Origin of the sequence: Sphingobacterium spiritivorum ATCC 33861 (genome assembly GCF_000143765.1) — a bacterium.
GTDB lineage: Bacteria > Bacteroidota > Bacteroidia > Sphingobacteriales > Sphingobacteriaceae > Sphingobacterium > Sphingobacterium spiritivorum.
Window position 1 is genome coordinate 477,981 of sequence record NZ_GL379770.1, and the last position, 24,772, is coordinate 502,752.

The 24,772-nt window shown below is 41.1% G+C and carries 22 protein-coding genes; 19 read left to right on the plus strand and 3 right to left on the minus strand.

What is annotated here, in order from left to right:
* Positions 1 to 8: 8 nt before the first annotated feature.
* The 11 genes from ureG to HMPREF0766_RS02420 all read left to right on the plus strand — a co-directional run bounded on the left by ureG (position 9) and on the right by HMPREF0766_RS02420 (position 10,313).
* Complete coding sequence (gene ureG, locus HMPREF0766_RS02370; protein WP_002993342.1) at positions 9 to 620, plus strand: urease accessory protein UreG; 612 nt, start codon at positions 9 to 11, stop codon at positions 618 to 620.
* A 7-nt stretch (positions 621 to 627) separates the two neighbouring features.
* Complete coding sequence (locus tag HMPREF0766_RS02375) at positions 628 to 1,539, plus strand: urease accessory protein UreD (protein ID WP_002993344.1); 912 nt, start codon at positions 628 to 630, stop codon at positions 1,537 to 1,539.
* 10 nt (positions 1,540 to 1,549) lie between these two features.
* Positions 1,550 to 1,903 carry a hydrogenase maturation nickel metallochaperone HypA/HybF gene (locus HMPREF0766_RS02380; RefSeq protein ID WP_002993346.1) on the plus strand — a complete coding sequence of 118 codons (354 nt, stop codon included), beginning with the start codon at positions 1,550 to 1,552 and terminating at the stop codon, positions 1,901 to 1,903.
* Positions 1,896 to 2,612 (plus strand): hydrogenase nickel incorporation protein HypB, encoded by a 717-nt coding sequence (gene hypB, locus HMPREF0766_RS02385; protein ID WP_002993347.1) that lies wholly within the window; start codon positions 1,896 to 1,898, stop codon positions 2,610 to 2,612. The genes HMPREF0766_RS02380 and hypB overlap by 8 nt, the downstream gene beginning before the upstream one ends.
* Positions 2,613 to 2,617: 5 nt before the next feature.
* Complete coding sequence (locus HMPREF0766_RS02390; RefSeq protein WP_002993348.1) at positions 2,618 to 3,076, plus strand: urease accessory protein UreE; 459 nt, start codon at positions 2,618 to 2,620, stop codon at positions 3,074 to 3,076.
* The gene (locus HMPREF0766_RS02395; RefSeq protein WP_002993349.1) at positions 3,073 to 4,092 is read left to right on the plus strand and encodes an ABC transporter substrate-binding protein; all 1,020 of its coding nucleotides are present in this window, start codon (positions 3,073 to 3,075) and stop codon (positions 4,090 to 4,092) included. The genes HMPREF0766_RS02390 and HMPREF0766_RS02395 overlap by 4 nt, the downstream gene beginning before the upstream one ends.
* A complete protein-coding gene (locus tag HMPREF0766_RS02400) occupies positions 4,089 to 5,099 on the plus strand; it encodes a FecCD family ABC transporter permease (RefSeq protein ID WP_002993350.1) in 1,011 nt (336 codons plus the stop codon). Before HMPREF0766_RS02395 ends, HMPREF0766_RS02400 begins: the two co-directional genes overlap by 4 nt.
* Positions 5,099 to 5,878 carry an ABC transporter ATP-binding protein gene (locus HMPREF0766_RS02405; protein WP_002993351.1) on the plus strand — a complete coding sequence of 260 codons (780 nt, stop codon included), beginning with the start codon at positions 5,099 to 5,101 and terminating at the stop codon, positions 5,876 to 5,878. The genes HMPREF0766_RS02400 and HMPREF0766_RS02405 overlap by 1 nt, the downstream gene beginning before the upstream one ends.
* Positions 5,871 to 6,374, plus strand: a complete 504-nt coding sequence (locus HMPREF0766_RS02410) for a GNAT family N-acetyltransferase (RefSeq protein ID WP_002993352.1) — start codon at positions 5,871 to 5,873, stop codon at positions 6,372 to 6,374. Before HMPREF0766_RS02405 ends, HMPREF0766_RS02410 begins: the two co-directional genes overlap by 8 nt.
* A gap of 41 nt (positions 6,375 to 6,415) precedes the next feature.
* Complete coding sequence (locus tag HMPREF0766_RS02415) at positions 6,416 to 8,851, plus strand: TonB-dependent receptor (RefSeq protein WP_002993353.1); 2,436 nt, start codon at positions 6,416 to 6,418, stop codon at positions 8,849 to 8,851.
* Between the two features lie 232 nt (positions 8,852 to 9,083).
* The gene (locus HMPREF0766_RS02420) at positions 9,084 to 10,313 is read left to right on the plus strand and encodes a hypothetical protein (RefSeq protein ID WP_037459517.1); all 1,230 of its coding nucleotides are present in this window, start codon (positions 9,084 to 9,086) and stop codon (positions 10,311 to 10,313) included.
* Positions 10,314 to 10,408: 95 nt separating this feature from the next.
* Here the strand turns inward: HMPREF0766_RS02420 and HMPREF0766_RS02425 are convergent, their stop codons facing one another.
* From HMPREF0766_RS02425 to HMPREF0766_RS02435, 3 genes are all read right to left on the minus strand, one after another.
* Positions 10,409 to 11,029, minus strand: a complete 621-nt coding sequence (locus HMPREF0766_RS02425) for a low molecular weight phosphatase family protein (protein ID WP_002993357.1) — start codon at positions 11,027 to 11,029, stop codon at positions 10,409 to 10,411.
* 14 nt (positions 11,030 to 11,043) lie between these two features.
* Positions 11,044 to 11,508 carry a DUF6428 family protein gene (locus HMPREF0766_RS02430; RefSeq protein ID WP_002993360.1) on the minus strand — a complete coding sequence of 155 codons (465 nt, stop codon included), beginning with the start codon at positions 11,506 to 11,508 and terminating at the stop codon, positions 11,044 to 11,046.
* A gap of 77 nt (positions 11,509 to 11,585) precedes the next feature.
* A complete protein-coding gene (locus HMPREF0766_RS02435; RefSeq protein ID WP_002993363.1) occupies positions 11,586 to 11,915 on the minus strand; it encodes an ArsR/SmtB family transcription factor in 330 nt (109 codons plus the stop codon).
* 494 nt (positions 11,916 to 12,409) lie between these two features.
* Between HMPREF0766_RS02435 and HMPREF0766_RS02440 the strand changes: the two genes are divergently transcribed.
* The 8 genes from HMPREF0766_RS02440 (at position 12,410) to HMPREF0766_RS02475 (ending at position 24,565) form a co-directional block, all read left to right on the plus strand.
* The gene (locus HMPREF0766_RS02440) at positions 12,410 to 13,006 is read left to right on the plus strand and encodes an RNA polymerase sigma factor (protein WP_002993367.1); all 597 of its coding nucleotides are present in this window, start codon (positions 12,410 to 12,412) and stop codon (positions 13,004 to 13,006) included.
* Between the two features lie 141 nt (positions 13,007 to 13,147).
* Positions 13,148 to 14,311 carry a FecR family protein gene (locus HMPREF0766_RS02445; protein WP_002993368.1) on the plus strand — a complete coding sequence of 388 codons (1,164 nt, stop codon included), beginning with the start codon at positions 13,148 to 13,150 and terminating at the stop codon, positions 14,309 to 14,311.
* Positions 14,312 to 14,497: 186 nt separating this feature from the next.
* On the plus strand, positions 14,498 to 17,929 hold the full coding sequence (locus HMPREF0766_RS02450; protein WP_037459531.1) for a SusC/RagA family TonB-linked outer membrane protein: 3,432 nt from the start codon (positions 14,498 to 14,500) through the stop codon (positions 17,927 to 17,929).
* Positions 17,930 to 17,942: 13 nt separating this feature from the next.
* Positions 17,943 to 19,856: a RagB/SusD family nutrient uptake outer membrane protein gene (locus HMPREF0766_RS02455; RefSeq protein WP_037459868.1), complete on the plus strand. Its 1,914-nt coding sequence runs from the start codon at positions 17,943 to 17,945 to the stop codon at positions 19,854 to 19,856.
* 237 nt (positions 19,857 to 20,093) lie between these two features.
* Positions 20,094 to 20,498, plus strand: a complete 405-nt coding sequence (locus tag HMPREF0766_RS02460; protein WP_002993374.1) for an HYC_CC_PP family protein — start codon at positions 20,094 to 20,096, stop codon at positions 20,496 to 20,498.
* A gap of 225 nt (positions 20,499 to 20,723) precedes the next feature.
* A complete protein-coding gene (locus tag HMPREF0766_RS02465; protein WP_037459870.1) occupies positions 20,724 to 21,074 on the plus strand; it encodes a heavy-metal-associated domain-containing protein in 351 nt (116 codons plus the stop codon).
* Between the two features lie 135 nt (positions 21,075 to 21,209).
* The gene (locus HMPREF0766_RS02470; RefSeq protein ID WP_002993378.1) at positions 21,210 to 22,517 is read left to right on the plus strand and encodes an efflux RND transporter permease subunit; all 1,308 of its coding nucleotides are present in this window, start codon (positions 21,210 to 21,212) and stop codon (positions 22,515 to 22,517) included.
* Positions 22,518 to 22,627: 110 nt separating this feature from the next.
* The gene (locus HMPREF0766_RS02475) at positions 22,628 to 24,565 is read left to right on the plus strand and encodes an efflux RND transporter permease subunit (RefSeq protein WP_002993380.1); all 1,938 of its coding nucleotides are present in this window, start codon (positions 22,628 to 22,630) and stop codon (positions 24,563 to 24,565) included.
* Positions 24,566 to 24,772: the final 207 nt, after the last annotated feature.

Sequence of the window (24,772 nt, forward strand, 5' to 3'; positions counted from 1 at the left end):
TAACAGATATGGATAGAAAATATGTGAAAATAGGAGTGGCCGGACCTGTAGGTTCAGGTAAGACCGCTCTGATAGAAAGACTGACCAGACAGATGGCTACGGATTACAGCATCTGCGTAGTGACCAATGATATATACACCCGTGAAGATGCACAGTTTCTGCAAAAAAACTCAACTCTTCCTGCAGAACGTATTTCAGGTGTAGAGACAGGAGGTTGTCCGCATACTGCAATACGCGAGGATGCTTCTATGAACATTGAAGCAGTAGAAGAGCTGGTTCAGCGTTTTCCAGATACGGAAATCGTATTTGTGGAAAGTGGAGGAGATAATCTTACCGCGACATTTAGTCCTGATCTGGCAGACATTACCATCTTCGTCATCGATGTGGCAGAGGGAGAAAAGATTCCACGTAAAGGTGGCCCGGGGATTACCCGTTCAGATCTGCTGCTGATTAATAAAATAGATCTTGCACCTTATGTGCATGCTGATCTGTCGGTCATGGAACGTGATGCAAAGCGTATGCGCGGAGAAAGACCGTTCATCTTTACCAATCTGATGACGCTCGAAGGACTGGAAGATGTCAAGAGCTGGATAAAAAAATATGCACTGTTAGAAAACTAGACCCCTGATGGAAAGTAGTATTAAGATCAATGTCGAAAGAGAGGGCACATACAGTGTGTTGAAGGAAAGTTATCATAATGCTCCTTACAAACTTACACATTATGGCGCTCCCCGGGCACAGGAGCATCTGGAGATGATCATTATGAGCGCCTCGCCCGGTATTATGGACGAAGATCACCTGGCTATTGATATCCGTGTCAAGAAAGATGCCTGTTTAAAGCTGTTTACACAGTCCTTCAATAAGCTGCATCCGATGAAAAAAGGAGCAACTCAGGATACGATAATCAAACTGGAAGCAAACAGTATACTGCAATACGTCCCGCATCCTGTTACTCCTTTCAAAGATGCCATCTTTCGTGCAACCAATCGTATTGATATGCAGGAGACGGCAACATTGATTTGGGGAGATATTATCAGTGCCGGCAGAATTTATATGAATGAAGCTTTCCAGTTTCAGAAAGTACACAGCCGTACAACACTGTACAGAGACGGGAAACTGATCTATACAGATAATCAATGCCTCATGCCACATGAGCAACCTGTCAGGAAGTTATTATTCTTCGAAGACTATACCCATCAGGCCGCTTTCATCTATTCAGGCCCGTTTGCAAAACAGATGAAAGAAGAATTTGATGAAATATTAGCCGGATCATATGAAGATATCACTTTCGGCTTTACATACTGTGCAGACAACAGCATTCTGTTGAGAGCACTCGGACACGATGGTGAATTGTTGTACAGCTTTCTGACGATGTTGTCACAAATGTGTTGGGAATTTACACAACATCAGCAGCAGTTGCTGATTAACGAAAGTGTAGTGCTGTCGCAAGAGACCCAGGAGGCTGGAGATACAGAAATTCCGGAGCCTAAAGCTCCGGCCGCAAAGAGAAAGAAAAGTAGAAAACAAGCGGCTGCTTAACATTACGACTATGCACGAAACCGGAATAGTACAAGAGATATTTGATACACTGCGGGAAGAGTACCCGGACCGTTATCAGGAAATCGTGAGAATCAGACTGGAAGCTGGACTATTAAGTAATATTCAGCCTATTCTGATACAAAATGCTTTTGAAGCCTATATTACGGGTGATACCTGGTTCAGAAATACAGAGCTGGAAGTAAAAGTTCTGCCCATACTGGCCTTTTGTGACAACTGTAAGAAGTCTTTTGAGGTCGTTTTTCACCGGTTTGTCTGTAGCTGCGGTATCACATCTGACAAGGTAATTCAAGGAGAAGAATTAAGAATAACACAGGTAACATTTAAAAATAACGAACATGAGTAATACAGCAATACCTAAAAGCAATCAAATGCCGGTAGGATCGGTACAATGCGAAAATACATCACTAAATCTATTAAAGGCCAACGATTTTGTGGCCAAAGCTATCCGCGAGCGATTAGCAGATATTTGTATTATTAATATCTGCTCCTCTCCGGGTAGTGGTAAGACCACGTTAATGCAGGAAACCGGTAAGCGTCTTGGAAAACAACTGAATATCGCTGTCCTGGTCGGAGACCCGGAAACAGAACGAGATGCTGTACGTATGCGCGAAGTTGGAATAAATGCATTACAGATCGTAACCGGAGGAATGTGCCATATAGAAGCGCAGATGATCCTGCAGGCATTAGACCATATCAATCTGGATAATGTGGATTTACTGTTTATAGAGAATGTAGGCAACCTGGTATGTCCTGCTGCGTTTGATCTGGGAGAAGATTATCGTGTAACATTGCTCGCGGCCACCGAAGGAGACGACAAACCCAAGAAATATGCACGGATGTTTTTGACGAGCGAGCTGATGGTCGTTTCAAAAGCGGATCTTTTGCCTCATGTACCATTCTCAGTAGATGCCGTAACCAAAGATGCACGCGAAGTCAATCCCAAACTGGAAGTCATTACGATCAGTAGTCTGAACGGAGAAGGTATGGATGAATGGTGTGCCTGGTTAAACGATAAAGTGGAAGAAAAGAAAGCGTCCAAAATAAAGCAATAGTCAGAATGCTTTATATTTCAGACAACAACTATACAGATATACCGTCGGGTATAGCAGAAGAACTTGTGTACATGGAATGGTATGAGGTACGAAAGACGCTCCTGGAGCGGGAAACTTCTACCGGAAGAATGATTCGTATACAGCGCGAATCCGGAGAATATCTCAATGAAGGGCAGGTCGTGCATCTGGACGACAATTATGCTGTCAGATTGTATATCAAACCTTGTGATTGCATTATACTGCATTCAAAGGATGCACAGATGGCAGGACAATTCTGCTTTGATGTCGGCAACCGGCACTTACCCGTTTTCTGTCTGAATGAAGCATCCTTTGCTGTGGCTTATGACGGCCGGTTGTATAGTGCATTATCCGCCAAATATACCGGGCATATTGAACTGACTTCAGCCCGGTTATTGCCTGATCAGGCTTTGCATATGTTCCGGAAAAATAAAATTTCAGTATGACAACTAGAAGAAAAACAGCCTGGCACCGGGTCAGTAGCTTTATTCTCCTGACATTGATTATTGCCTGCAGCAATCCCGGCGAAAAGAAACAAACAGCAGAAAAAATTTCGGCAGTAGATGCACGTGGTAAAGAGATCACACTGGAAACCTATGCACAGCGGGTTGTTGTGCTTTTTGAGCCCTTCGTCGATCAGATATATATGCTTAATGCAGGAGACAGGCTGGTTGGTATTCCGCAACAGATTTATCAGAATCCTTCTACCTACCATTTTCTGTCTTTACTTGATAAGCGTATTGCCCGTAAGCAAATTGTGACCCCTACTTTCGGAGGCCGGTCTACACATGTAGAGACATTGGTAGCCTTAGAAGCAGATCTTGCCATCGTATACGAACATGATAAAGAGACGATCGCTCAGCTCGAAGATCTTCATATTCCGGTATATGTCGTATCCAGCAGGGATAAAGATCATATCTATAATGAACTCGTCGGTGTAGGAACATTATTGGGGCGGGAACAGCGTGCTGAAGCGATTGTGGGATATGTGGAGCAGGAAGTGGAGAAAATGAAACTTCACGAAGATATAAAACGTAAGAAAGTGTACTATGCCTGGTCTAAAGGGCGTGTGTTTTCAACCTCCTGCAGAGGATCTCTTGTAGACTTGTCTATGCAGGTGTCTGGTGCCGAAAATGCCTGTCCGCTGACTCTGGAAGCACCGAATATCAGTGCTGAATCTCTTTACAAGTGGAATCCTGATCTTATTGTATTGTGGAATTCCAAATTACAGGATGTCTATAGTTTAAAAGAACTTGAAGCTGTGCCGGCAGTAATCGATAAGCAGGTGTACAACATGGAACCCACTTTTTACTACGATCCGCATACCGTCAAATTTCTTTTGTTTGCAAAACAGCTCCGGCAATGGTGCTATCCAACTTATTCTGAACAACAATTTAAAACTGAACTGCAGCAGACTTTAGCGTTTCTGTACAGTAAAAAGATCTGGGAAGACGAAATATGAAATTTTGGAAATTAAGTTTACTCATTTGTCTGCCTTTGCTAGTCCTGTTTTTCTCTCTCGCGTTAGGGAATACAGGATTTCTCCGTTTATCCGAACTGACGGATCTGGTGTATGCCGGTCTTGCTTCTTCGTTCGGATGGGAAGTCGCGGTAGTGGATTCCAGTATGGAAACCATTGTCTGGCAGGTCAGACTGCCACGTGTCTTGCTGACCTTTAGTGTCGGTGCATCGCTGACTGTGGCCGGAGGAGTACTGCAGGCGGTATTTCGTAATCCTATTGTGGATCCGTTTTCCTTGGGGATATCTTCAGGAGCTGCCTTTGGAGCCGCATTGTCTATGCTGGTATCTCTGATTCCGCTCAACCTCTCCGCTTTTTTATTTGGAGTGATGGCTGTCGCTATTACGTATTTTGTATCCTACAGCGGTGCAAAAGGATCATTAGTGACTATGGTGCTTGCCGGAATGATTATCTCAGGAGTATTTACGGCTTTCCTTACCATTTTACAGTATCTGAGTGATCCCTACAAGTTGCAGGCTATCGTTCAATGGACTATGGGGAATCTGCATACCGCTTCCTGGTCAAAACTAAAGGTTGCCATTCTACCCATACTTCTGGGGCTTGGAATAATCATCCTCTTCCGCTGGAAACTCAATCTTCTTGCACTGGGCGATCAGGAGGCACTTGCGGTAGGTGTCAATCCCAAAATCATCAAACTTATTATGATAGGTGCAGCCACCATGATCACCGCTTCGGCAGTCGCTGCGGTTGGCATGATCAGTCTCTTCGGACTGATTGTGCCTCATATCAGCCGGATGCTTTTCGGGCCGAGTAACAGTATAGGGGTATGGGCCAATATCAGTATCGGAGGTACTTTTCTGTTGCTGATTGATGATTTTTCACGTACACTGTTACCCTTTGAAATTCCGGTAGGTGTATTTACCATGATGCTGGGCACTCCGCTATTTATTTACCTGATGCGTAAAAACGCTATAAACTGGAACGGATAATGGAAGCAATCGAAATCAGAAATTTAGCTTTTCACTACGGAAAACAAGCTGTGCTTGACGGACTGCGGGCCACATTCTACAAAGGTGAGCTGTCAGTTATCCTGGGACGCAACGGAAGCGGTAAATCTACCTTGTTTAATATTCTGGCCGGAGTACAACGCGAATATCAGGGACAGATACATATCAATGGGGTGGAACGACGTGCAATTAAAGTCGGTAATGCCAACGGCATCAGACTGGGTTTTATGACACAGTTTCACCAGACCAATTTCCCCTTTTCCGTATATGATGTGGTAATGACAGGTCGTGCGTCTTTTTCAAGGTTTTCACCAAAAGAGGAAGACAGAGAGCAGGTTCGAAACGTGTTAAAAAGATTTGAGCTTTGGAAATACAAAGACAAGCCGTATACACGGCTTTCCGGAGGGGAACGACAATTGGTGCTTTTGTGTCGGGTATTAGTTCAGGATCCGGATATTATTCTGCTGGACGAACCGACCAATCATCTGGATCTCCACTATCAGGTAGCGGTACTGGATAACCTTAAAAAACTGGTCGAAGAAGGCAAAACCGTGATTTGTATTATGCATGATCCTAATCTTGCGTTTCTCTACGGAGATCGTTTTTTTCTCATGCAACAGCAAGTCATCACCAGTCTGGAAGGGAAAAATACAGATAGTATTCATCATTTATTAGAACAGGCTTATCAGGTGCGTTTAGAGCAGATTCCGCACCGGGGCAAAATAATAATTCTACCCGATCCTCAGCACCATTATGAATAAAGATTTGATCATAAAGCGTGTTTCAGAACAGGATATAGATGAACTGATCACCTACGTGTCACAAGCCCGTAAACTACTATTTCCCATGTTAGACCATCGCAAAATGCCACACGATCTGCAATATTTTGCACAGACCTATATCCATAGCCCGGTTGGTGCATTTCTGGAAGCACGCGACCATAGAGGAGACCTTATGGCTGTGATCGGAATGATGACTTATGATCAACGCTTTCCTTTTCTTCATTTAGAACAGGAAAATACTGTAGAAGTCGTGCGCTTATATGTGAATCCCAAAGGACGGAGAAAAGGCATAGCCACTGCACTGTTTCAGGAATTAGTAGAAGTTGCAAAGGCACAGGCTGTGTCAACTTTGTACCTGCATACCCATCCGTTCCTCACAGGCGCATACGAATTTTGGTTACAATGCGGCTTTCAGACACTTGTCCGGAAAGATCATAGCGGTTTCGCTACTATCCATATGAAATGTGAGCTCTAATACTACACTATCAGACAATTGAAGTTCTAATACAGACAATTATGCATATATTAAAATATACTTTTTACACCGTCATCCTTTTATGCTGCATACTAAACGGACAGGTATTTGCACAGACAGAGCCCATTATATTCGGAAAAGTAACGGATACAGAAGGAAAGGGCCTTCGGGGAATTACTATTGCCCTCAAATCGAAAGAACTGCTTCAGACAAATAGCGATGGTACTTTCCGGCTTCCGGCCACAGTGAAGTTTCCTGCAACACTCTATTTCCGGGCGGTAGGTTATAAGACCATTTCAGTATCCGTAGATCAACTAAACTGGAATAACAAAAGCGGACTTATTGTACAATTGTTTCCGGTCAGTGTAGAGGTGGATGAAGTGCTCGTCACTGGCAGACGTAACAATTCTTATCTTATTAATACAACCGAACTGGGAGGTAAATTTTCAGGTTCACTCAAAGATCTGCCACAATCCATATCACTGGTCAGTAAAGAATTTATGGAAGATAAGCAGGCCTTTGTGATTACGGATGTCGTACAGGATCTGGCAGGCGTCAATCAGGCTTCAGCCTATGACGATCTCACCATTCGTGGATTTAACAGCGGCTATACCAGCGGCATGCGACTGGTCAATGGTATGCGTTCAGGATACGGTTACGGTACCAGTTTCTGGCGTACTCCGCTTACTGTCAATCTGGAGAGCATAGAGGTATTGAAAGGTCCCGGAGCATCCCTGTTCGGAGATATTACTCCCGGCGGAACCATTAATATGGTTACTAAGAAACCGTTAGAAAAGAAACATACGAGCATTAATTTTGCAATAGGAAGTTTCCAGACCTACCGGTCTACGCTGGATATTGGCGGACCACTTGACTCTGCTGAAAGGGTACTTTACAGACTGAATGTAGGGTATGAAAATTCCAGAACCTTCAGAGATGTTAATCAGCGAAAGAGTATACTTGTTGCTCCTTCATTCAGCTTTCGTCCGGCAGAAGGAACCACGCTTGATGTTGATCTGACCTATGACAATTTTGATGGTTATCTGGATCGCGGATTAGGTATACGCAACAATGATTTCTATGCACAGTCCCGGTCGTTCAATGTGAGCCAGCCAACCGATTTCTTTAAAACAAATTTTCTTACGCTGTCTGCTCGGCTCAATCAGCAGCTTACCGAAGATTTGTCTCTTCATGTGAACTATATGAAGTCGATCTATAAAGAAAAATTAAATGAATTTCGCACACTGAATACCTACGCTAATCCGCCACAGAATACGGTGATGAACATGCGCTTCCAATCCAAGCAGATCACCGATTATACAGATAATCTGGTCAGTTATCTGCGTTATGCACTGGATCGGCCGGAACACCAGCATCAGTTGGTTCTCGGAGTAGATTATGCGCAATATCATGGAGATAAAGACAATATCCTGCGTGAATCCCGTAGCCGGATGTTGAATGGTAAAGAGGTACCTCTTACTATAGATCTGGAGAATCCCAACCGGGAAGTCATAGATATCTCTTCCTACATCTGGCGTCCGCAGGCAGAATTCCCGTTTCTCAACCCTTACCAAAGTCTGGGATTCTATATACAGGATCAGGTAACTGTGGGCGAACGCCTTCATGTGGTGCTGGGATTACGTCATGAATATTACCGTTCCAGCAGTGCAGACCTGAAAGAATCGTTCAAAACCAAACAAAATGCCTGGTTACCACGATTGGGAATGACTTACAAAATTAATGAGCAGGTCAACTATTTTGCCAGCTATTCACAAGGCTATGTGCCCGTAGGAGCAGATTTTATCTACAATTATGAAAACTATGGGGCAGATCGTCCTTTCAATCCCGAACGAAGTTTTCAGGTAGAGACAGGATTAAAGACCGGATTCTTTAAGAACAACCTGCAAACCGAATTGTCCGTATTTCATATCGGGCGAGAGAATATGCTTATTGCTACCGGAGGTGTATCCGACAGCGGACTGCCGATCTACCGTCAATCCGGCCAGGTAATCTCCCGCGGAGTAGAACTCGACTTCAGAGGGCAGATCAGTAAAGAGTTTCAGGTGATGGCCAACTATAGTTTTAACCATACAGAAGTAAAATCATCCTCATTAGCCGAAGAAGAAGGACTGCCTTTGAGCAATGCCCCTAAAAATATGGCAGGTATGTGGCTGAAGTATATATTTTCCCGATATGCAGTCAAAGGTCTGGGTTTTGGAGCAGGTGTATACTATGTAGATCAGCGTCGAATGGATAATGCTGCACGTAAAGACGAAAATGGAAATGGCGTATGGGATATGTGGCCATCATATACCACAGTGAATACTGCGGTGTACTATCATCTGAGGGGAATGCGTTTTACTGCGAATATCAACAATGTATTTGATAAATATTATTATCTCGGAGGATTCGATTATACCAGAGGATTTATAGGCACTCCGCGGAACTTTATGCTGTCGGTAGGGTTTAATTTATAAGTTTTTCAATATCAGGCTATCCCTCCCGACTGGCGCGAGCGTCATGCTCGTGCCTGAATAAAAATAATGCAATGCGTCAGTTGGCGGGGACGCCAACTGCTTAAAAAGGAGAGAATAGTAGTTCGCTAAAGATCCTGGTAAGAGATTCTGGATTTTTGATTTAAGAGGATGTTTGTATATTTAGATGCAGAGCTAATTCAAATGAAAGCGATGTAAGATCAAAAAACAGAAAATGAAAATATACTCCACTATACTATCCATTATACTGCTTACCATGTTATCCATAAAGACATATGCACAAGAAAAGCAAACCTACTGGAAACCCGAAAATGTAACAAAAGTCAATAATAAATCCATGTGGGGAATTACGCTGGCTTATATGGATATGATTGCAGAAATGCGGATACATCTTTCTGAAAGCAAAGATGTACTCTACTTTTCTTACCCTTATGAAAAGATAATCAAGATATCTGATCTTAAGTCATTAACCGATTGCAGATTGAAGAATACAGGAGAACTGCTGGATAGTGTATATGAGGTAGCTATTGAAAAAGATACTTTAAAGATTAAATTTAATTATATCGGTACAGCAGATAAAGATAATCGTTTTTCATTAAATATGATACCTGTAAAACAGGATGAATATAACAGCGAGGTAGAACGTCTGAAAAAACATAAAGAGGACATCCTTTCAAAAATCAAAACAATTGATTTATCCGCTCTTAACCTTGAGTGGACCTTGCCGGATTATTTCAAAGAAAAAGGGTTGTCAGATTTAAATCCGGTTCAATTAGCTGAGGAACTGGCAGAAGTAAACGATGGATTTAGAATAACATCAGATAGAATAGTGTTGACAAAGGACAAAAACAAAATCGAATACAACAATTATGGTGTTGAAAACATAAACCGTATAGGCTTACCTGCGGCCCGTATCCATACTGTAAATTTTGATAATATAGAATTTGTCAGTAGTACCTCTGCTCATAAGGCGGATGCAATTATAATTGCTCAGAATACTATGGGAAAGTCTGAAATCAAGAATCTTTTCAATAGCATTTCCGAAAAACTAGCAGGAGATTCATTAGCACAATTTGGGCTTCCCGTGCTGTACGATGATAAGACTTCCCTTGGCATACATAGTTTTTTTGCGGTCAGCTGGACTGGGAAAGATAAAGTAGTGAGGCTAGCTATAGATAATGTGCCGGATGATTTGTTTGATAAGGAAATTGACAATGATATAGCTCTCCCTGAAACATATAATGCTGCAGATATAAATAAGGTGCTTCGGCATTATCTAGATTTGATACCCACATCTCGTGTCCGGGTATTTATTGTGTCAAAAGAATTTGATGAGATACAGCATTTAAAGGAAAACAGAATGGATGGATTGACTCACGGAAATATAAGAGATCATGTTTTCAAATGGAAGTATTACCATGAACTGTGGGATGACGAAGAATAATTGTTTTGCAGCTTACAATAATAAAATCAATATAAAAACAACAACAAAGGGACTATACCACAAGGGTAAAGTCTCTTTGTTGTTTATAACTCAAATCAGGGATGAGGAGTAATCCTCGAAAAGACATAAAACATCTCTGTTGCTATTTTCAGACTAGACTCTTCATATACTTCATCCTGTTGATCAGAGCCATCGGCCAGTTTCGGATCGTCATAGGGTAAAGCTATTCTTTTTTCAGCTCCGGCGATAAAAGGGCAGTCAATGTCCGCCTGTGAACAGGTCATTACCCCTGCAAATGGAGACATAGGATTAAACGGGTTGTCATATGTTTTTGAAAAACCGATTACGGGTAGCGCATTTGCATTATATTTTACAGCATATACCGGATTGTTTCCGTCAGTAATTTTATAAACCTGAAATCCCTGCTTACGCAGTATTGCTATTACCTTTGGATATAGGGCTGTTGTTTCTGTTCCTCCTGAATAGCAGCTTATATTCGGAATTTTGTAATAAGCTGCCATTGTCTGTGCCCATATCTGTGCCAACTGACTTCTGCGTGAATTATGGGTGCAGATAAAATGGAGGTTGATCTGCCGTTGATGATTGACCTGCTGTTGAACATAATCTATTAATGCCTGCAAACGATCCTTTGCTGCATCTGTCATAAACCGTTCTTTTTCTACATGCTGAATAGTAGAATATAACTCCGGATACATATTCTGTATAAAAATTAGCAACAACCTGAATCCGGACTACATCCCGAATTGTTCAACTGCGATAAAGCAATCTTTGGTTTGCTGTCAGGAATACCGCAGGCATCCTGAGCCAGGCAGGAAGTCGTTTTATTTCTTAAAACAAAGGTTTTCCCGTTGAAGTCCAGATCATATTTGCCTATAGTTCCCGCTTGGTATTCGACTTCTATTTCTGCATCCTCTATGCCCAGTTTCTCTTCTGAAAGCTGAATAATATGTAATAGTTTGCCAGGTTTTAGTCTGTGTTCGTAGTCATCGGCATTCCATAGCTGAAAACTTACCGTCTTTTCATTACGTTGCACACCACCGCAATCGATAAAGTTTTTAATAATCTGCCCGACTTCAGTTACATGAAAATGTTCAGGGACAAAAGTTCCGTCTTCCAATTGAAATTCAACGTTGTTCAGTGAGGGTAGAATTTCCTTAATGTTTGATAGTTTCATAAGAATCGTATTTTAAAGTTAATTGTTTATTATTGTTATATCGCAATATAACGATACGTTTGGATAAAAAAATGCTTTTAACAGCATTGTTTGACAGCTACGTCCTGATTGAAGAATATATTGAACTGTTGTTGGAAATGTTTCCATACTTTTTCCTCTATGCAGTAACACACAGATTTTCCTTCAATTGAACCTTTTATAATACCCATATTTTTCAATTCCTTGAGATGTTGAGAGATTGTAGCTTGTGCCAGTCCTAATTCATCAACAAGGTCATTACAGATACAGGTCTTTTGATCAATAATATATTGCAGGATAGCAATACGCGCAGGATGACCCAGTACTTTGAATAAGGAAGCCAGCTTATTCTGCTCGTCAGTAAATATTTCTGTCTTAGTGATACCCATATTATCAGTATTAATATCGCAATATTACGATATTAAAGCTAATAAACAAAACTATTCTGAATTTTTATTTTTTTTAATGTGTATGATCAAGCAATATTCTAGGGGGAGTGACGGATAAGCTGCTTGGGATAATCATAAGATATTCTATCTGTTCAGTATTATTAAGGAGTGTTTTGGATATTGTGATTCGCCACAAACAAATAGCTGCTGTGAGAAGGATAGCAGAGGCTGAAAACTTTCAGTTAGCAGCTAATTGCTCACATTATTTATTTGTAGACCAGCAGGTCCTTTTTATATCCTTTGTGCAGCAAAATATTCGGTAAACTTATTAATGGGAATCAGGATGAGTTTTTATAGTGCGATTATAATTTTAAGTATTGCCGATAAAAAGTAAGGCAGGATTTTAGAATCAACAAAATATTAGAATTGCCTTTAATAACTTGCTTTTATCGTAATTTATTCTCTATTTTGATTTTGCTAAACCAGACCTGAATATGGGAAGAATCACACTTTTTAATGAAAAGAATCTGCTTCTGAAATTAAAGAATGGAGACAGGCATGCTTTTGAGCAACTTTATCATTTTTATAAAAATCATATTACAGGTCATCTTTTCTATATTTTCAAATCAGAAGAGTTAACACAAGACGTGACACAGGAAACATTTATTACCGTGTGGGAAAACCGTTTTCAACTTCATGCAGATAAATCATTCAAATCATACTTATACACTATTGCTACAAATAAGGCATATGATCTCCTTCGCAAAGCTAATCTTGACAAACAGCTTTATGACAAGGTTTCATCCTTTATAGATAGCTCGTCGGATGAGATTTACGAAACCCTTTTTGTCAAACAACGCTCTGAACAGCTCCATCAGATCTTAGCTCAATTACCCAGTCAGCAGCGGCTAGTGTTTCAGATGGCTAAGTTAGATGGCTATAGTTATGAGGAAATTGCCAGAGCTCTTGGTATTAGCCAGCATACAGTTAATACACATATCAAACGAGCCAATATTTTTCTGAAAAATCAAATTCTCAAATCACCGGAATTGTTTGTGCTTATATATGCCCTTTTTTTAGAAATGGGTTGAAGAGTTGATGTCAAATTTTAAAAAGTCGACCCTTTTTAAAAAATTATTTGCCTGTAAATCAGGATTTTAATTCTTTTTTTAGAATCTATGTACCTTGTTTTTTTCGCCCAATCGTATTAGTGCTTAAAGTAAGGAGGGAAGTTGAATTCCAAAGACCAGTTAATAACCGCGTTATTTAGAAAATATCTTCAAGGTAACGTTACAGAGACCGAACTAAATGAACTGCTGAAGTATTTCGGACTGGTAGAGCATTCCACACTATTGAAAGAACTTATTCTAAATCAATTGCAGACAGAGATACCTGCCTCTGTTTCTATGGATCAGATCGATCTTTTGACTGCAAAAATAGATATTGGGGTTCTGAACCACATAAATTCCGGCTATAAGTCGACACTAAAACGGAAGATAGTCTGGCTCACTGCTGCGTTCCTGATAATGGTTGGCAGTTTTTCGTATATAGTTTGGAAAACTTCAGTAACTGTTCCCAAAGGTATAGAAGCTGCAGCAAATATCCTTCCGGGGACTAATCGTGCTGTTGTAACTTTTGATAATTCCAAATCAATAAATCTGAGTGAGTCACAATCTGTGCTTATCAATAAACATAATACAATAGGATATGAAAACGGTGAATCAATATTAGTGTCGGATTCTGTGAAATGGGTCAGTATTGCCACTCCGAGAGCAGGCCAGTATCAGGTCATTCTGGAAGACGGTACACGAATATGGCTGAATGCCGATTCTAAAGTAAGGTATCCTTCAAGGTTTTCCGGCGATGAGAGAAGGATTTTCGTAGAGGGAGAAGTTTATTTGGAAGTGGCTCACAATCAGAAAAGAAAGAAGTTTGTGGTAGAAACTGATAGACAAATTATTCAGGTGCTTGGTACAAAATTTAATGTCCGTACTTACCATGATGCAGCCTTTCAGGCTACAACATTACTGGAAGGGGCGGTTAACATAGAAAGTAAAAAAACAAATTTTGTAAGTCGACTATATCCGGGGCAGCAGGCGAGGACCGATATGTCCGGCAATAACCAGATAGTGAAAGTGGATGCGGAAGATTACGCGGCATGGACAGAAGAACTCATCGTTTTGAATAACCTGAATCTTGATGAGGTAATAAAAGAACTGGAGCGATGGTACGATGTAAATTTTGACCCTGTACCTGCCGCACTTGGCAGAAAAAAAGTATTCGGATCACTTAAGCGTAACCTGCCACTCAGAGATGTTTTGAAAGCTCTTGAAAGTAGCTATGATATTCATTTTACTGTTAACGAAAGGAGGATCGGAATAAAAAAAAGAACCTGAAAATCTGTTGTACAATGAAAGAAGAGCTGAAATATTCCAGTATTCCAGCTCCATGACAGGCTAATTGTACAATATAACTGCTTATTATTAACCATTAACCTTTACTAATTTATGAAAAAAATTACGCATACCCAACAGTGGCATGGTGATAGACCGTGCCGGGGTATATTTTTTAAAATTCTGTATATGAAGTTAACTTTATTCTTTTCCCTTTTTTTCTGTTTACAGGTATTCGGGAGTACAGAAGCCCAGAATATCAGTCTTGATGTAAGAGCTGCTTCCGTCAAATCGGTTTTACGCACTATACAGAAACAGACTGGGTTTTCCTATGTGATCCCGGAGCACCTTCTGGATAAAAGCAACCCCATTACCATTCAGATAAAAGACAAGCCTTTGGATAAGGCTCTGGGTCTCTTGATTGTAAATCAGCCTTTTCAGTACGCAATAAGTAATAAAGTAATTGTGTTCAAAGAGAAAGCAAGTACAGTCGCAGCTGCTACTGTACCAAAAGAGTACAGATCCCAACAGATAAAGCTGAGTGGTCAGGTTGTAGATGAGGACGGTAATCCATTGTCAGGTGTAAGTATCACGATTAAGGGAGATACACGTGCGGTGGTGACGGATCTGAAAGGAAATTTCTCAATAGATGTGAAATCTACCGATCAGATTGTAGTTACTTTTTTAGGCATGGAGTCTCAGACAATTGCTGTTGAAGATCAAAGGAGAATCAGAATCGTGATGAAAGCCCTTCCGGATGAGTTGGATGAGGTGACAGTAATCGGATACGGACAGCAGAAAAAGGAAAGTATTGTATCTTCTCTCAGTACAGTAGGGCCTAAAGAGCTCACGATCAAACAACGAAACTTACGTAACATACTAGCTGGTCAGCTGGCAGGTGTTATCGCTGTACAGCGTAGTGGTGAACCTGGTAATGATGCCGCTGCTTTCTTTATCCGCGGACAGAGTTCCTATGCAGGAGGTAACTCACCACTTGTCCTGGTAGATGGTGTTCCCAGACGTATGGACGATATTGATGTGGAAGAAATTGAGACATTCACGGTATTGAAAGATGCTGCCGCTACCTCAGTCTATGGTGCTGAAGGTGCGAATGGGGTGGTATTGATCACATCGAAAAGAGGAAAAGTGCAGAAAACAATTGCCAATTTCACTGCTCAGAGCAGTGTCATGACACCCCAGAGAATGATGAAATTAATGGATTCATATACGTATCTCTCCTTATTCAATGAGGCACTGTGGAATGATCAGGGAAATCCGAATAAGGATGTTTTTCAGCCACAGATTACAAACGAGAAGCTGGAAAAATACCGAACAGGAGAAGATCCGGATCTCTATCCCTCTGTAAACTGGATGGATCTGTTAAGATCGAATACACAGAGTTCAAGATATACGGTAAATTTTCGCGGAGGTTCTGATAAAGTTCGTTTCTTCACTTCAGGAGCATACTTTAAGGAAAATGGGATTTTCAAATCCAATGCGTTGGAAAATTACAACTCCAATATCGGTCTGGACCGGTTCAATCTGCGGTCCAATGTCGATATGCATTTGAGTAATTCCACACAATTATCGGTAGATATGAGCGGACAGTATCTGCGTAAGAATCAGCCCGGATTTACATCGGATGATATCTTCGCTTTTATAAGTCATTATCCGGTACATATGATCCCGATGGTCTATTCGGATGGTACTGCATCAGATCATGGAGCTGTAGGTGCGTTGACGGTTAATCAGCCGTATAATATGATCAACAACAGTGGATATAGTAAGACATGGAGCGGATATCTGCAAACCAAGGTCGCATTGAAACAGGATCTGAAGTTTATAACGGAGGGACTATATGCCAATGGAGTGGTGAGTTTTGATGCAGATTTTTACTCAACCCTACTGAGATCCAAAACTCCGAATACTTTTTTTGCCTTAGGGCGTAATACAGACGGAACCCTCAATAAGAGAACAATCAAACCGGGATCGGCATTGGGAAATCCATATCAGGTTCAGGGAGGAGATAATGTCGGCGGTTCAAAAAATATATACCTGGAAGGATCGCTTAATTATAAACGGGTATTTGCGGAAAGGCATGATGTGTCCGGATTGATCCTGTATATGCAGAAAGAGTCGCAGTCGCAAAGAGATGCTAACGGTATGAAACTTTTGCCTTTCAGAAAACAGAGTATCGTGGCGCGTGCTACCTATGGCTATGATAACAGATATCTGGTTGAAGCAAGTATGGGAGCGACGGGCAGTGATAATTTTGCAACAGGCAACAGATGGGGAGTCTTCCCGGCAGCCGGCGTAGCCTGGTACCTCAGCAATGAAAAATTCATGGAAGGATCGCAGAAGTATATCAATAAACTGAAACTCAGAGCATCGTACGGTATCACTGGTAATGACAGAATAGGTCGTGATGATGTACGCTTTCCGTACAGAGGTAGTATCAATGAAAATGCTCCCGGCTATGATTTCGGACTGGCTCCAGGATTTGGAGGCAGTTCCAGTAATAGTCGCGGTGCAGGTATTGTAGAGGGTACTTTCCCTGCACTGGCAGTTTCCTGGGAGATAGAGAAAAAATTGAATACCGGTATAGATATCGGCCTCTTTAGCGGACGAGTGGACCTGAGTGTAGACTACTTTAAAAATCGCAGAAGCGATATTCTCCTGCAACGGAGAACGGTATTGGATGCTACCGGATTCCGGTCATTTCCTTTTCAGAACTTTGGTGTCGTAGACAACAAAGGTGTGGACGCCAGTCTGATATTGAAACAAAAGGCCGGTAATGTGAATATTTCGGCAAGAGGAAATCTGACCTATGCACGCAATAAGATTGTTGAATATGATGAGATTCCCCAAAAATATCCGTATATGAATTATACCGGTAATTCGATAGATAGACCATTCCTGTATATTGCTGATGGGCTTTATACTCCCGCTGATTTTGATATTACGACTGCGCAGAACGGATCAAAAACTTATAAGCTGAAGGCAGGTATGCCAACTTCTACTTCTTATGTAGCCCCAGGGGATATTAAATATAAAGATCTGAATAATGACGGTCTTATCAATGAGTACGACCGTACTTATGATCATAAATTCTTCAGCCCTGTGCCTGAGATTGTATATGGATTTGGTGTCAATGCAGATTGGAAAGGTTTGTCTGTAGGGGTATTTTTTCAGGGCACAGCCAATGCTTCTGCAAATATGCTCGCTGTAGCCGGCAATATTATTCCGTTTGATGTGGGGGTAGATAATGGTTCGGCACGTATCGAAATGCAGAACAGGTGGAGGGCAGATGATCCCGAAAATCAAAATGTATTTATGCCGCGCGTACATTCAGGAGGATATGCTTATAATGTTATGCCGAGTACATGGTGGTACCGGGATGCAGGATTTCTGCGCCTGAAGAATGTAGAGATCGGATATGATTTTAATAAAGACCTGATCAAAAGATTGAAAATGAGAAATCTGCGTCTGTATCTGCAGGGAACTAATGTTGCGCTCTGGGATAAAATGAAATTCTGGGATCCTGAACTTGGCAGTGCAAATTCCGGAGCAAAATACCCGCTGAGCAGTACATATTCACTGGGATTGGAAATTACTTTTTAAAATGATGAGCGTTATGAAAATTTTTAATAAAACAATATTGGTCGTAGTTACCTTTATATCGCTGTCCTTATCTACAGGATGTAAAAAATATCTGGATGTCTCTGATGAAATAGCAGAGTCCCTGACACTGGAGCAGGTTTTTGAAAATCCGGTACTTATCCGCAGGTGGCATGGCGGCTTGTTTAGTTGTATTACAGAATATTCCAGTATAGGGATGAACGATCAAACAGGTTTTGCCGGGGTATGGGTACCTATGGCCAGTGAAACTACGCTGAGTGCCAATGGATTCTGGCCTATGATTTCTGGATTTACAGCTGCCGGAGCTTACTTTCAACGTTGGAGTACCTTATACAGGATCATTCGCGATGCCAATATTTTTATTGCCCGTGTCGCGCCCAGAGGAGGCGTAAACGATCAGTATGTATTGTCCGAGCAAGAAGTAAAAAGGATGAAAGCTGAGGCCAAATTTTTGATTGCATACAGTTATTTCTCTCTTTTCGAGTTATACGGTCCTGTGCCCTTGGTTACCGAGATATTAGATCCGCAAAGTAAAGAACTGGATTTTCCAAGAGCTTCAGTGGATGAAACAGTGGCATATATTGATCAGCTACTGGTAGAGGCTGTTCAGTCCGGCGACTTGCCGGAAACACTGATAAAAAACAGTAATGTGACAGGCAATGATAAGTATAATCTGAATGAAATCGTACGTCCTACGGTTACTGCAGCACTGGCTTTGCGCGCAAAACTGGCCGTCTATGCAGCTTCTCCTGTATTTAACGGAGGGTATCAGGAAACGCTGACACTCGCAAATCCGGATGGAAAGGCATTGTTCAGGGCCTATGACAGAGAAAAATGGGTGACGGCAAAAAAACGTCTCGAAGAACTGTTTGCCAATACTACAAAAAACGGCCATAAATTATTTAAAGCATATACAAACGGGGTGTTTGATGCTGATCAGTCTGTATATCAGTTGTTCCAGATCTATAATGATGAGATCTTATGGGCGACAGGAAAGAATACTTACAATGGTAGTACAGCTCAGGATGAAAATACAAATCCCCGGGATATGTTTGTGGGCTGGGCTTATATTGGTGTGTCGCAAAATGCTGTGGATGCTTTTTTTGTTAAAGACGGTCTCACGATAGAAGAATCCAGTTTGTATAGAGAGGATGGCTTTACCGATGTAATGAATCCGTGCAACGAGAATAAACGTATAGATAAAAATGTATTCAATATGTATGCTAACAGAGAGCCACGTTTCTATGCCGGTATAGCGTATCAGGGGAAAAGCTGGTCTATACAGCCTCCGGGAAGACCGGATTATACCATAGGTTTTGCAAGAGGGCAGGGAACAGACAACTCATCTGCGGATAATCCCCGTACAGGATATCTGCCAGCCAAGTTCAAAAACCGCCAGATATTATTTACAGACGGATATCCCTGGAATTGGGCACGACCATCCATACTTCTTCGGCTAGCTGATTTCTATCTTTATTATGCAGAGGTGTGTAATGAAGTAGATGCCAATGATCCCAATGTTATTACCTATCTGGATCTTGTCCGGGAGCGTGCCGGGATACCGGGATACCGCCAGCTTGCTGCTGACGGGAAGAAGAATATTATCGGAAATCAGGCTATGCAGCGCAAGATGATCCAGCGGGAACGCCGGGTAGAATTATTTGCGGAAGGACAACGCTTCTTTGATATCAGAAGATGGATGGTAGCAGATGATAAGGATGAAGATCCAAGATTATTCTATGCTATGAATATGAATGGCTATAGTAACAGACCTGTCGGTGCAGCGGACTCATACTTTACGCGTGTACTGCTGGAAAGAAGAGCATGGACAAGAGCTTTGTATCTGTATCCTATTCCTCAGTTTGACATTCTTCGGAGTAAGTTGCTGGTGCAGAATCCGCTGTGGTAATAAGTATGAGGAGAAGTTTTTAGGATTAATATTTTTCACTTAGTGCTAATATAAAGATAACAGCGGTTTTTATATTTATATTTAAAAATAGATTTATGCTGATTAATAATGGAGAGCCTGTGATTTTTCACAGCTCTCTTTTTATTTTTAAGAATTATGGTTTTATTCCGTTAATTATATAAAATTTTACGAAAATTATGTAAAGCGTATTTTAGTTTTTATATTAATATTTGCTTTATGATGAAGAAATTAATATTGATTTTTACGACTGTTTTCTATCTGGCAAGTGCCAGCGGAGCAGGAGTACATCTTCATTATTGTTCGGGACAGTTGGTAAACTGGACCTTCGTTAAAGACAAAACCGATGATTGTGGTTTCTGTGGAATGGAGAAAAAACAACCCCTGGAAAACGACTGTTGTAAGGATGTAGACTACAAAGCAGATCTGGATAAGGCTTATAAGTTAAATAACCAAAGTTATAAATTTGAGCAGGTAGTCTTTATTATTCCCCAATTCAAAATATTTGAAACCTCGTTGTTTGTTCCTCTTCGTGCATTACTTCTTTCACATATTACAAGTACTGCACCTCCATTGGGAGAACATTCTCCCATATTTATAAAAAATTGTACCTTCAGAATATAGTTTCCTTTTAAGTTTTTAAAGGTATCTTTTACAATTATCTCTTCAAAAAGAATAAAAAGGCTTGATAATAGTCTGTTTTTTCCTTCAGATAGTTGAATCTGACTGCCAAATAAAAACAATCCTTTCCTTCACGGTTCAATCCGTATCAATTTATATGTTTTTTTATTAATCCGTTGTCTCTTGGCGCTTGCATAAGTTATGGGGACAACAAAAACTCAAATCTTTATGAAATCATTAAAAATGATCGCCATAGTAGCATTGACTATGTTTGGAACTGCGGCTCTGGCACAAAGCAAAACAGAAAAAATCAAAGTGTTGGGGAATTGCGGTATGTGTAAAAAGCGCATAGAAGCGTCCTTAAAAGATGAGGCTATTACCAACGCTGACTGGGATAAAAACAGTAAAATACTGACTGTTACTTACAACAGTAATAAAATCAACAGTCAGACTATCCAACAAAAAATAGCTAATGCAGGTCATGATACCCCGCAAGTAAAAGCCAAAAACGAGATTTATGACAAGTTGCCGGGATGCTGCCAGTACGACCGTACAGGTAAACCTTCGAAGGCGCATTAATATTTTCATGCCGTTCAAAATGAGAAAAGCTGGGAGGTAACTGACCATGTCTGTGCCTCCTTAGCTCTTCTTTCTGATAATCCGGGATGAATATATAACAGTAATTGAACCAAGTTAAGGAAAGGGATAATTTAAATGGTACATCAAATTATAGAATGGTCCATGCGCAACAGATTTATCGTGTTGGTGCTGGCTATTGGGATATTTGTCTGGGGTATATTTGCGGTTAAGAAAAATCCGATAGACGCGATTCCCGACTTATCCGAAAATCAGGTAATCGTATTTACAGAGTGGATGGGCAGGTCTCCGCAACTGATAGAAGATCAGGTGACCTATCCGCTTGTTACGAATTTGCAAGGAATTCCTAAGATCAAATATGTGCGAGGCTCGTCTATGTTTGGTATGAGTTTTATCTATGTTATTTTTGAAGATGATGTGGATGTTTACTGGGCCAGGGAAAGGGTTATGGAGCGTATCAGTACGATCTCCAGTACATTACCTCAGGGGGCAACTCCTCAGCTGGGGCCAGACGGTACGGGTGTCGGCCATGTGCTATGGTATACGCTGGATGCTCCCGATACGGATCTGGGTGAGCAGCGTGCCATACAGGACTGGTATGTGAAGTTTGCTTTGCAAAATGTACCGGGAGTGAGTGAAATTGCTTCATTTGGAGGTTTTCAGAAGCAGTATCAGATTGCTATTGACCCCAATAAGTTATTGTATTATAAACTCACCGTTCCACAGGTTATTGCCGCTGTCCGCAGTAATAACAACGAAGCTGGCGGGCGTAAATTCGAGATGAGTGATATCGGTTACATCATCAAGACTTCGGGTTATCTGAAATCTATAGATGAAATCGCTAATATTCAACTCAAAAGCCAAAATGGCACACCAATCCGGATGTCTGATATTGCTGTTGTCCAGATGACAGGAGAAACAAGACTGGGGATATTTGATCAGGATGGTGCTGGCGAACGTGTAGGAGGGATAGTCGTGATGCGTTATGGCGAAAATGCTGCAGAGGTAATAGATAACGTAAAAGCCAAGATGACAGAGGTAGCCAGAGGCTTGCCAAAGGGAATGAAATTCGACATTGTTTACGACAGGGGAGAGCTTATAAAAGAATCAGTAGATTCGATCACACACACACTTATTGAAGAAATGATTGTAGTATCCTTAATTGTGATCATTTTTCTTTTTCATTGGCGTAGTGCAGTCAGTATTGTTCTGCAGATACCTATAACTATTGCAGCTAGTTTTATTCTTTTAAATGCTTTCGATATATCATCTAATATTATGTCGTTAACGGGTATTGCGCTCGCGATCGGGGTAATAGTGGATAACGGTATTATAATGAGCGAAAATGCATACAAACACCTGGCAGAACGATATGCTGAGGTTATCGGGGCTAACGGCTCTAAAGCGAATAGTTCTGACAGTTGACAAACCTGATAAGTATGAAATTAATATACAACATTAGTTTATACGAGATGAGGGGCCTAAAGACCGGTCCCGGGAAGTATTTGAATAAAAATCAAAATTAAGATGACGCCATGAAAAATTGGTTTAAAAATAAGTTTCGCAAAACACCTGGTTGGATTAGCGAAGAAGAGCGGCTGGCCATTATTACCAAGTCAAGCAAGCAGGTATCCAGAGGTGTATTTTTCGCTACAGTAATTATTATTACCTCATTTTTGCCGGTATTTATGCTGACCGGACAAGAAGGCAAATTGTTTCACCCTCTGGCTTACACGAAAATGTTTATCATGATCGTTGACGCTCTTTTGGTGATTACACTTGCACCGGTACTTATATCTTTCTTCATGAAAGGAAAGTTTAAGCCGGACAGTGCCAATCCGGTAAACAGATTTTTGGAGAAGGTCTATGAACCTATAATCAGGCTGGTGCTAAAGTGGCGGAAAACGACTATTGCCATTAATGTGATCGCCTTACTGATCACGATTCCGCTATTGAAAAAACTAGGTACTGAATTTATACCGCCTCTGGATGAGCAGAGTATTTTATTTATGCCAGTCACTTTGCCGGATGTATCAAATGCTGAAATAAAAAGAATCTTACAGGTACAGGATAAGATTATCAAAACGGTTCCTGAAGTGGATAAAGTATTGGGGAAAGCCGGCCGTGCCAATACAGCTACAGACAATTCGCCTATCAGCATGATAGAGACTATTATTACACTGAAGCCCAAAAGCCAGTGGAGAGAAGGCATTACTAAAAAAGATATTGTGACCGAACTGGATGCCAAATTGCAGATACCCGGAGTGGTAAACGGATGGACGCAACCTATTATTAACCGTATCAATATGTTGGCTACAGGAATTCGTACAGACGTGGGGATAAAGGTGTTTGGACAGGATTTGGACACGATTGCAGCAGTTTCGGAAAAAGTAAAAGCTGCTTTGGAAGGAACTCCAGGTGTGAGTGATTTGTTTGTCGAACCTATTACCGGAGGTAAATATTTGTCTATCGATATCCGAAGAGAGGATTTATCACGTTACGGGCTTAACGTAGATGATGTAAATCAGGTGGTGGAAACGGCTTTAGGTGGAGCAAGCATTGGCAATACCATTGAAGGCCGGCAACGATTTTCAATCAGTGTACGTCTGGCACAGGAATATCGCAATAGCCTGGCACAGATAGAACGTATTCCTTTACAGTCACAGAGTTTTGGTGAAATTCCATTATCGGCTGTAGCGGACGTAAAGTTCGAGGATGGTCCGCCAATGATCAGTTCGGATAATGCTATTTTGCGCGGAGCAGTAATGTTTAATGTGAGGGACAGAGATCTTGGAAGTACGGTAAAGGATGCAATGGAACAGCTGAATAAGCAGGATGGAATATTGCCGGAGGGATACTTTTTGGAGTGGAGCGGACAGTACGAAAATCTGATCCGGGGTCAGCAAACTTTGATGTGGATTGCTCCGGTAGTGCTGGTCATTATTTTCTTCTCTTTATATTTTGCCTTTCATTCTGTAAGAGAAGCATTTCTAAGTCTTATCACCGTTCCCTTTGCTCTGATCGGAGGAGCTTATATGATTTATTTCTGGGGTGTCAATCTCTCTGTAGGCGTTGCTGTTGGTTTTATTGCTTTGTTTGGTATAGCCGTAGAGACTGGTATCGTAATGGTCATCTACCTGAATGATGCTATGCAGCAACTTGTCAAACTTAGAGGTAATTCAAGCGAAACGATCAGTAAAGAAGAATTAAGAGAATATGTTATTCATGGTGCTGCCAAGCGTCTTAGGCCAAAGTTAATGACCGTCTGTGTGTCTTTATTTGGTTTGATTCCTGTGTTATGGGCAACCGGTGTGGGAGTGGATGTTATGCAGCCTATTGTTTTGCCAATGATAGGAGGAGTACTGACTTCGTCAACACATATCTTACTGGTCACACCGCTTATCTTTTTAATGTCAAAAGAATACGAATTAAGAAAATACGGAAAATTGGAGGTGCACAATGTACAGCATTAAAACTCCCGGATTTTGTTCGCCGGATGCTACTTTCCGGTCGGAAAAAAAGAATAATGGTTGCGATTCAGATTGCGTCAGGATGATAAAATCGGATGTAATAACTGAGTTTTCAGTTTTGAAAGGTCTTACTGCCTTTACTACAGATTACTTATCTGTTTATTTAAAAATACTTTTTATTATTCCCCTGAACGCTGTTTTGAGGATTGC

Coding starts and splice junctions, on each gene's coding strand:
- HMPREF0766_RS02395 (WP_002993349.1), top strand. CDS start 3,073: ATGACAACTAGAAGAAAAACAGCCTGGCACCGGGTCAGTAGCTTTATT.
- HMPREF0766_RS02450 (WP_037459531.1), top strand. CDS start 14,498: ATGAAGTTAACTTTATTCTTTTCCCTTTTTTTCTGTTTACAGGTATTC.
- HMPREF0766_RS02430 (WP_002993360.1), bottom strand. CDS start 11,508: ATGAAACTATCAAACATTAAGGAAATTCTACCCTCACTGAACAACGTT.
- HMPREF0766_RS02390 (WP_002993348.1), top strand. CDS start 2,618: ATGCTTTATATTTCAGACAACAACTATACAGATATACCGTCGGGTATA.
- HMPREF0766_RS02465 (WP_037459870.1), top strand. CDS start 20,724: ATGAAATCATTAAAAATGATCGCCATAGTAGCATTGACTATGTTTGGA.
- hypB (WP_002993347.1), top strand. CDS start 1,896: ATGAGTAATACAGCAATACCTAAAAGCAATCAAATGCCGGTAGGATCG.
- ureG (WP_002993342.1), top strand. CDS start 9: ATGGATAGAAAATATGTGAAAATAGGAGTGGCCGGACCTGTAGGTTCA.
- HMPREF0766_RS02455 (WP_037459868.1), top strand. CDS start 17,943: ATGAAAATTTTTAATAAAACAATATTGGTCGTAGTTACCTTTATATCG.
- HMPREF0766_RS02425 (WP_002993357.1), bottom strand. CDS start 11,029: ATGTATCCGGAGTTATATTCTACTATTCAGCATGTAGAAAAAGAACGG.
- HMPREF0766_RS02410 (WP_002993352.1), top strand. CDS start 5,871: ATGAATAAAGATTTGATCATAAAGCGTGTTTCAGAACAGGATATAGAT.
- HMPREF0766_RS02470 (WP_002993378.1), top strand. CDS start 21,210: ATGGTACATCAAATTATAGAATGGTCCATGCGCAACAGATTTATCGTG.
- HMPREF0766_RS02460 (WP_002993374.1), top strand. CDS start 20,094: ATGATGAAGAAATTAATATTGATTTTTACGACTGTTTTCTATCTGGCA.
- HMPREF0766_RS02420 (WP_037459517.1), top strand. CDS start 9,084: ATGAAAATATACTCCACTATACTATCCATTATACTGCTTACCATGTTA.
- HMPREF0766_RS02405 (WP_002993351.1), top strand. CDS start 5,099: ATGGAAGCAATCGAAATCAGAAATTTAGCTTTTCACTACGGAAAACAA.
- HMPREF0766_RS02400 (WP_002993350.1), top strand. CDS start 4,089: ATGAAATTTTGGAAATTAAGTTTACTCATTTGTCTGCCTTTGCTAGTC.
- HMPREF0766_RS02435 (WP_002993363.1), bottom strand. CDS start 11,915: ATGGGTATCACTAAGACAGAAATATTTACTGACGAGCAGAATAAGCTG.
- HMPREF0766_RS02380 (WP_002993346.1), top strand. CDS start 1,550: ATGCACGAAACCGGAATAGTACAAGAGATATTTGATACACTGCGGGAA.
- HMPREF0766_RS02440 (WP_002993367.1), top strand. CDS start 12,410: ATGGGAAGAATCACACTTTTTAATGAAAAGAATCTGCTTCTGAAATTA.
- HMPREF0766_RS02415 (WP_002993353.1), top strand. CDS start 6,416: ATGCATATATTAAAATATACTTTTTACACCGTCATCCTTTTATGCTGC.
- HMPREF0766_RS02475 (WP_002993380.1), top strand. CDS start 22,628: ATGAAAAATTGGTTTAAAAATAAGTTTCGCAAAACACCTGGTTGGATT.
- HMPREF0766_RS02375 (WP_002993344.1), top strand. CDS start 628: ATGGAAAGTAGTATTAAGATCAATGTCGAAAGAGAGGGCACATACAGT.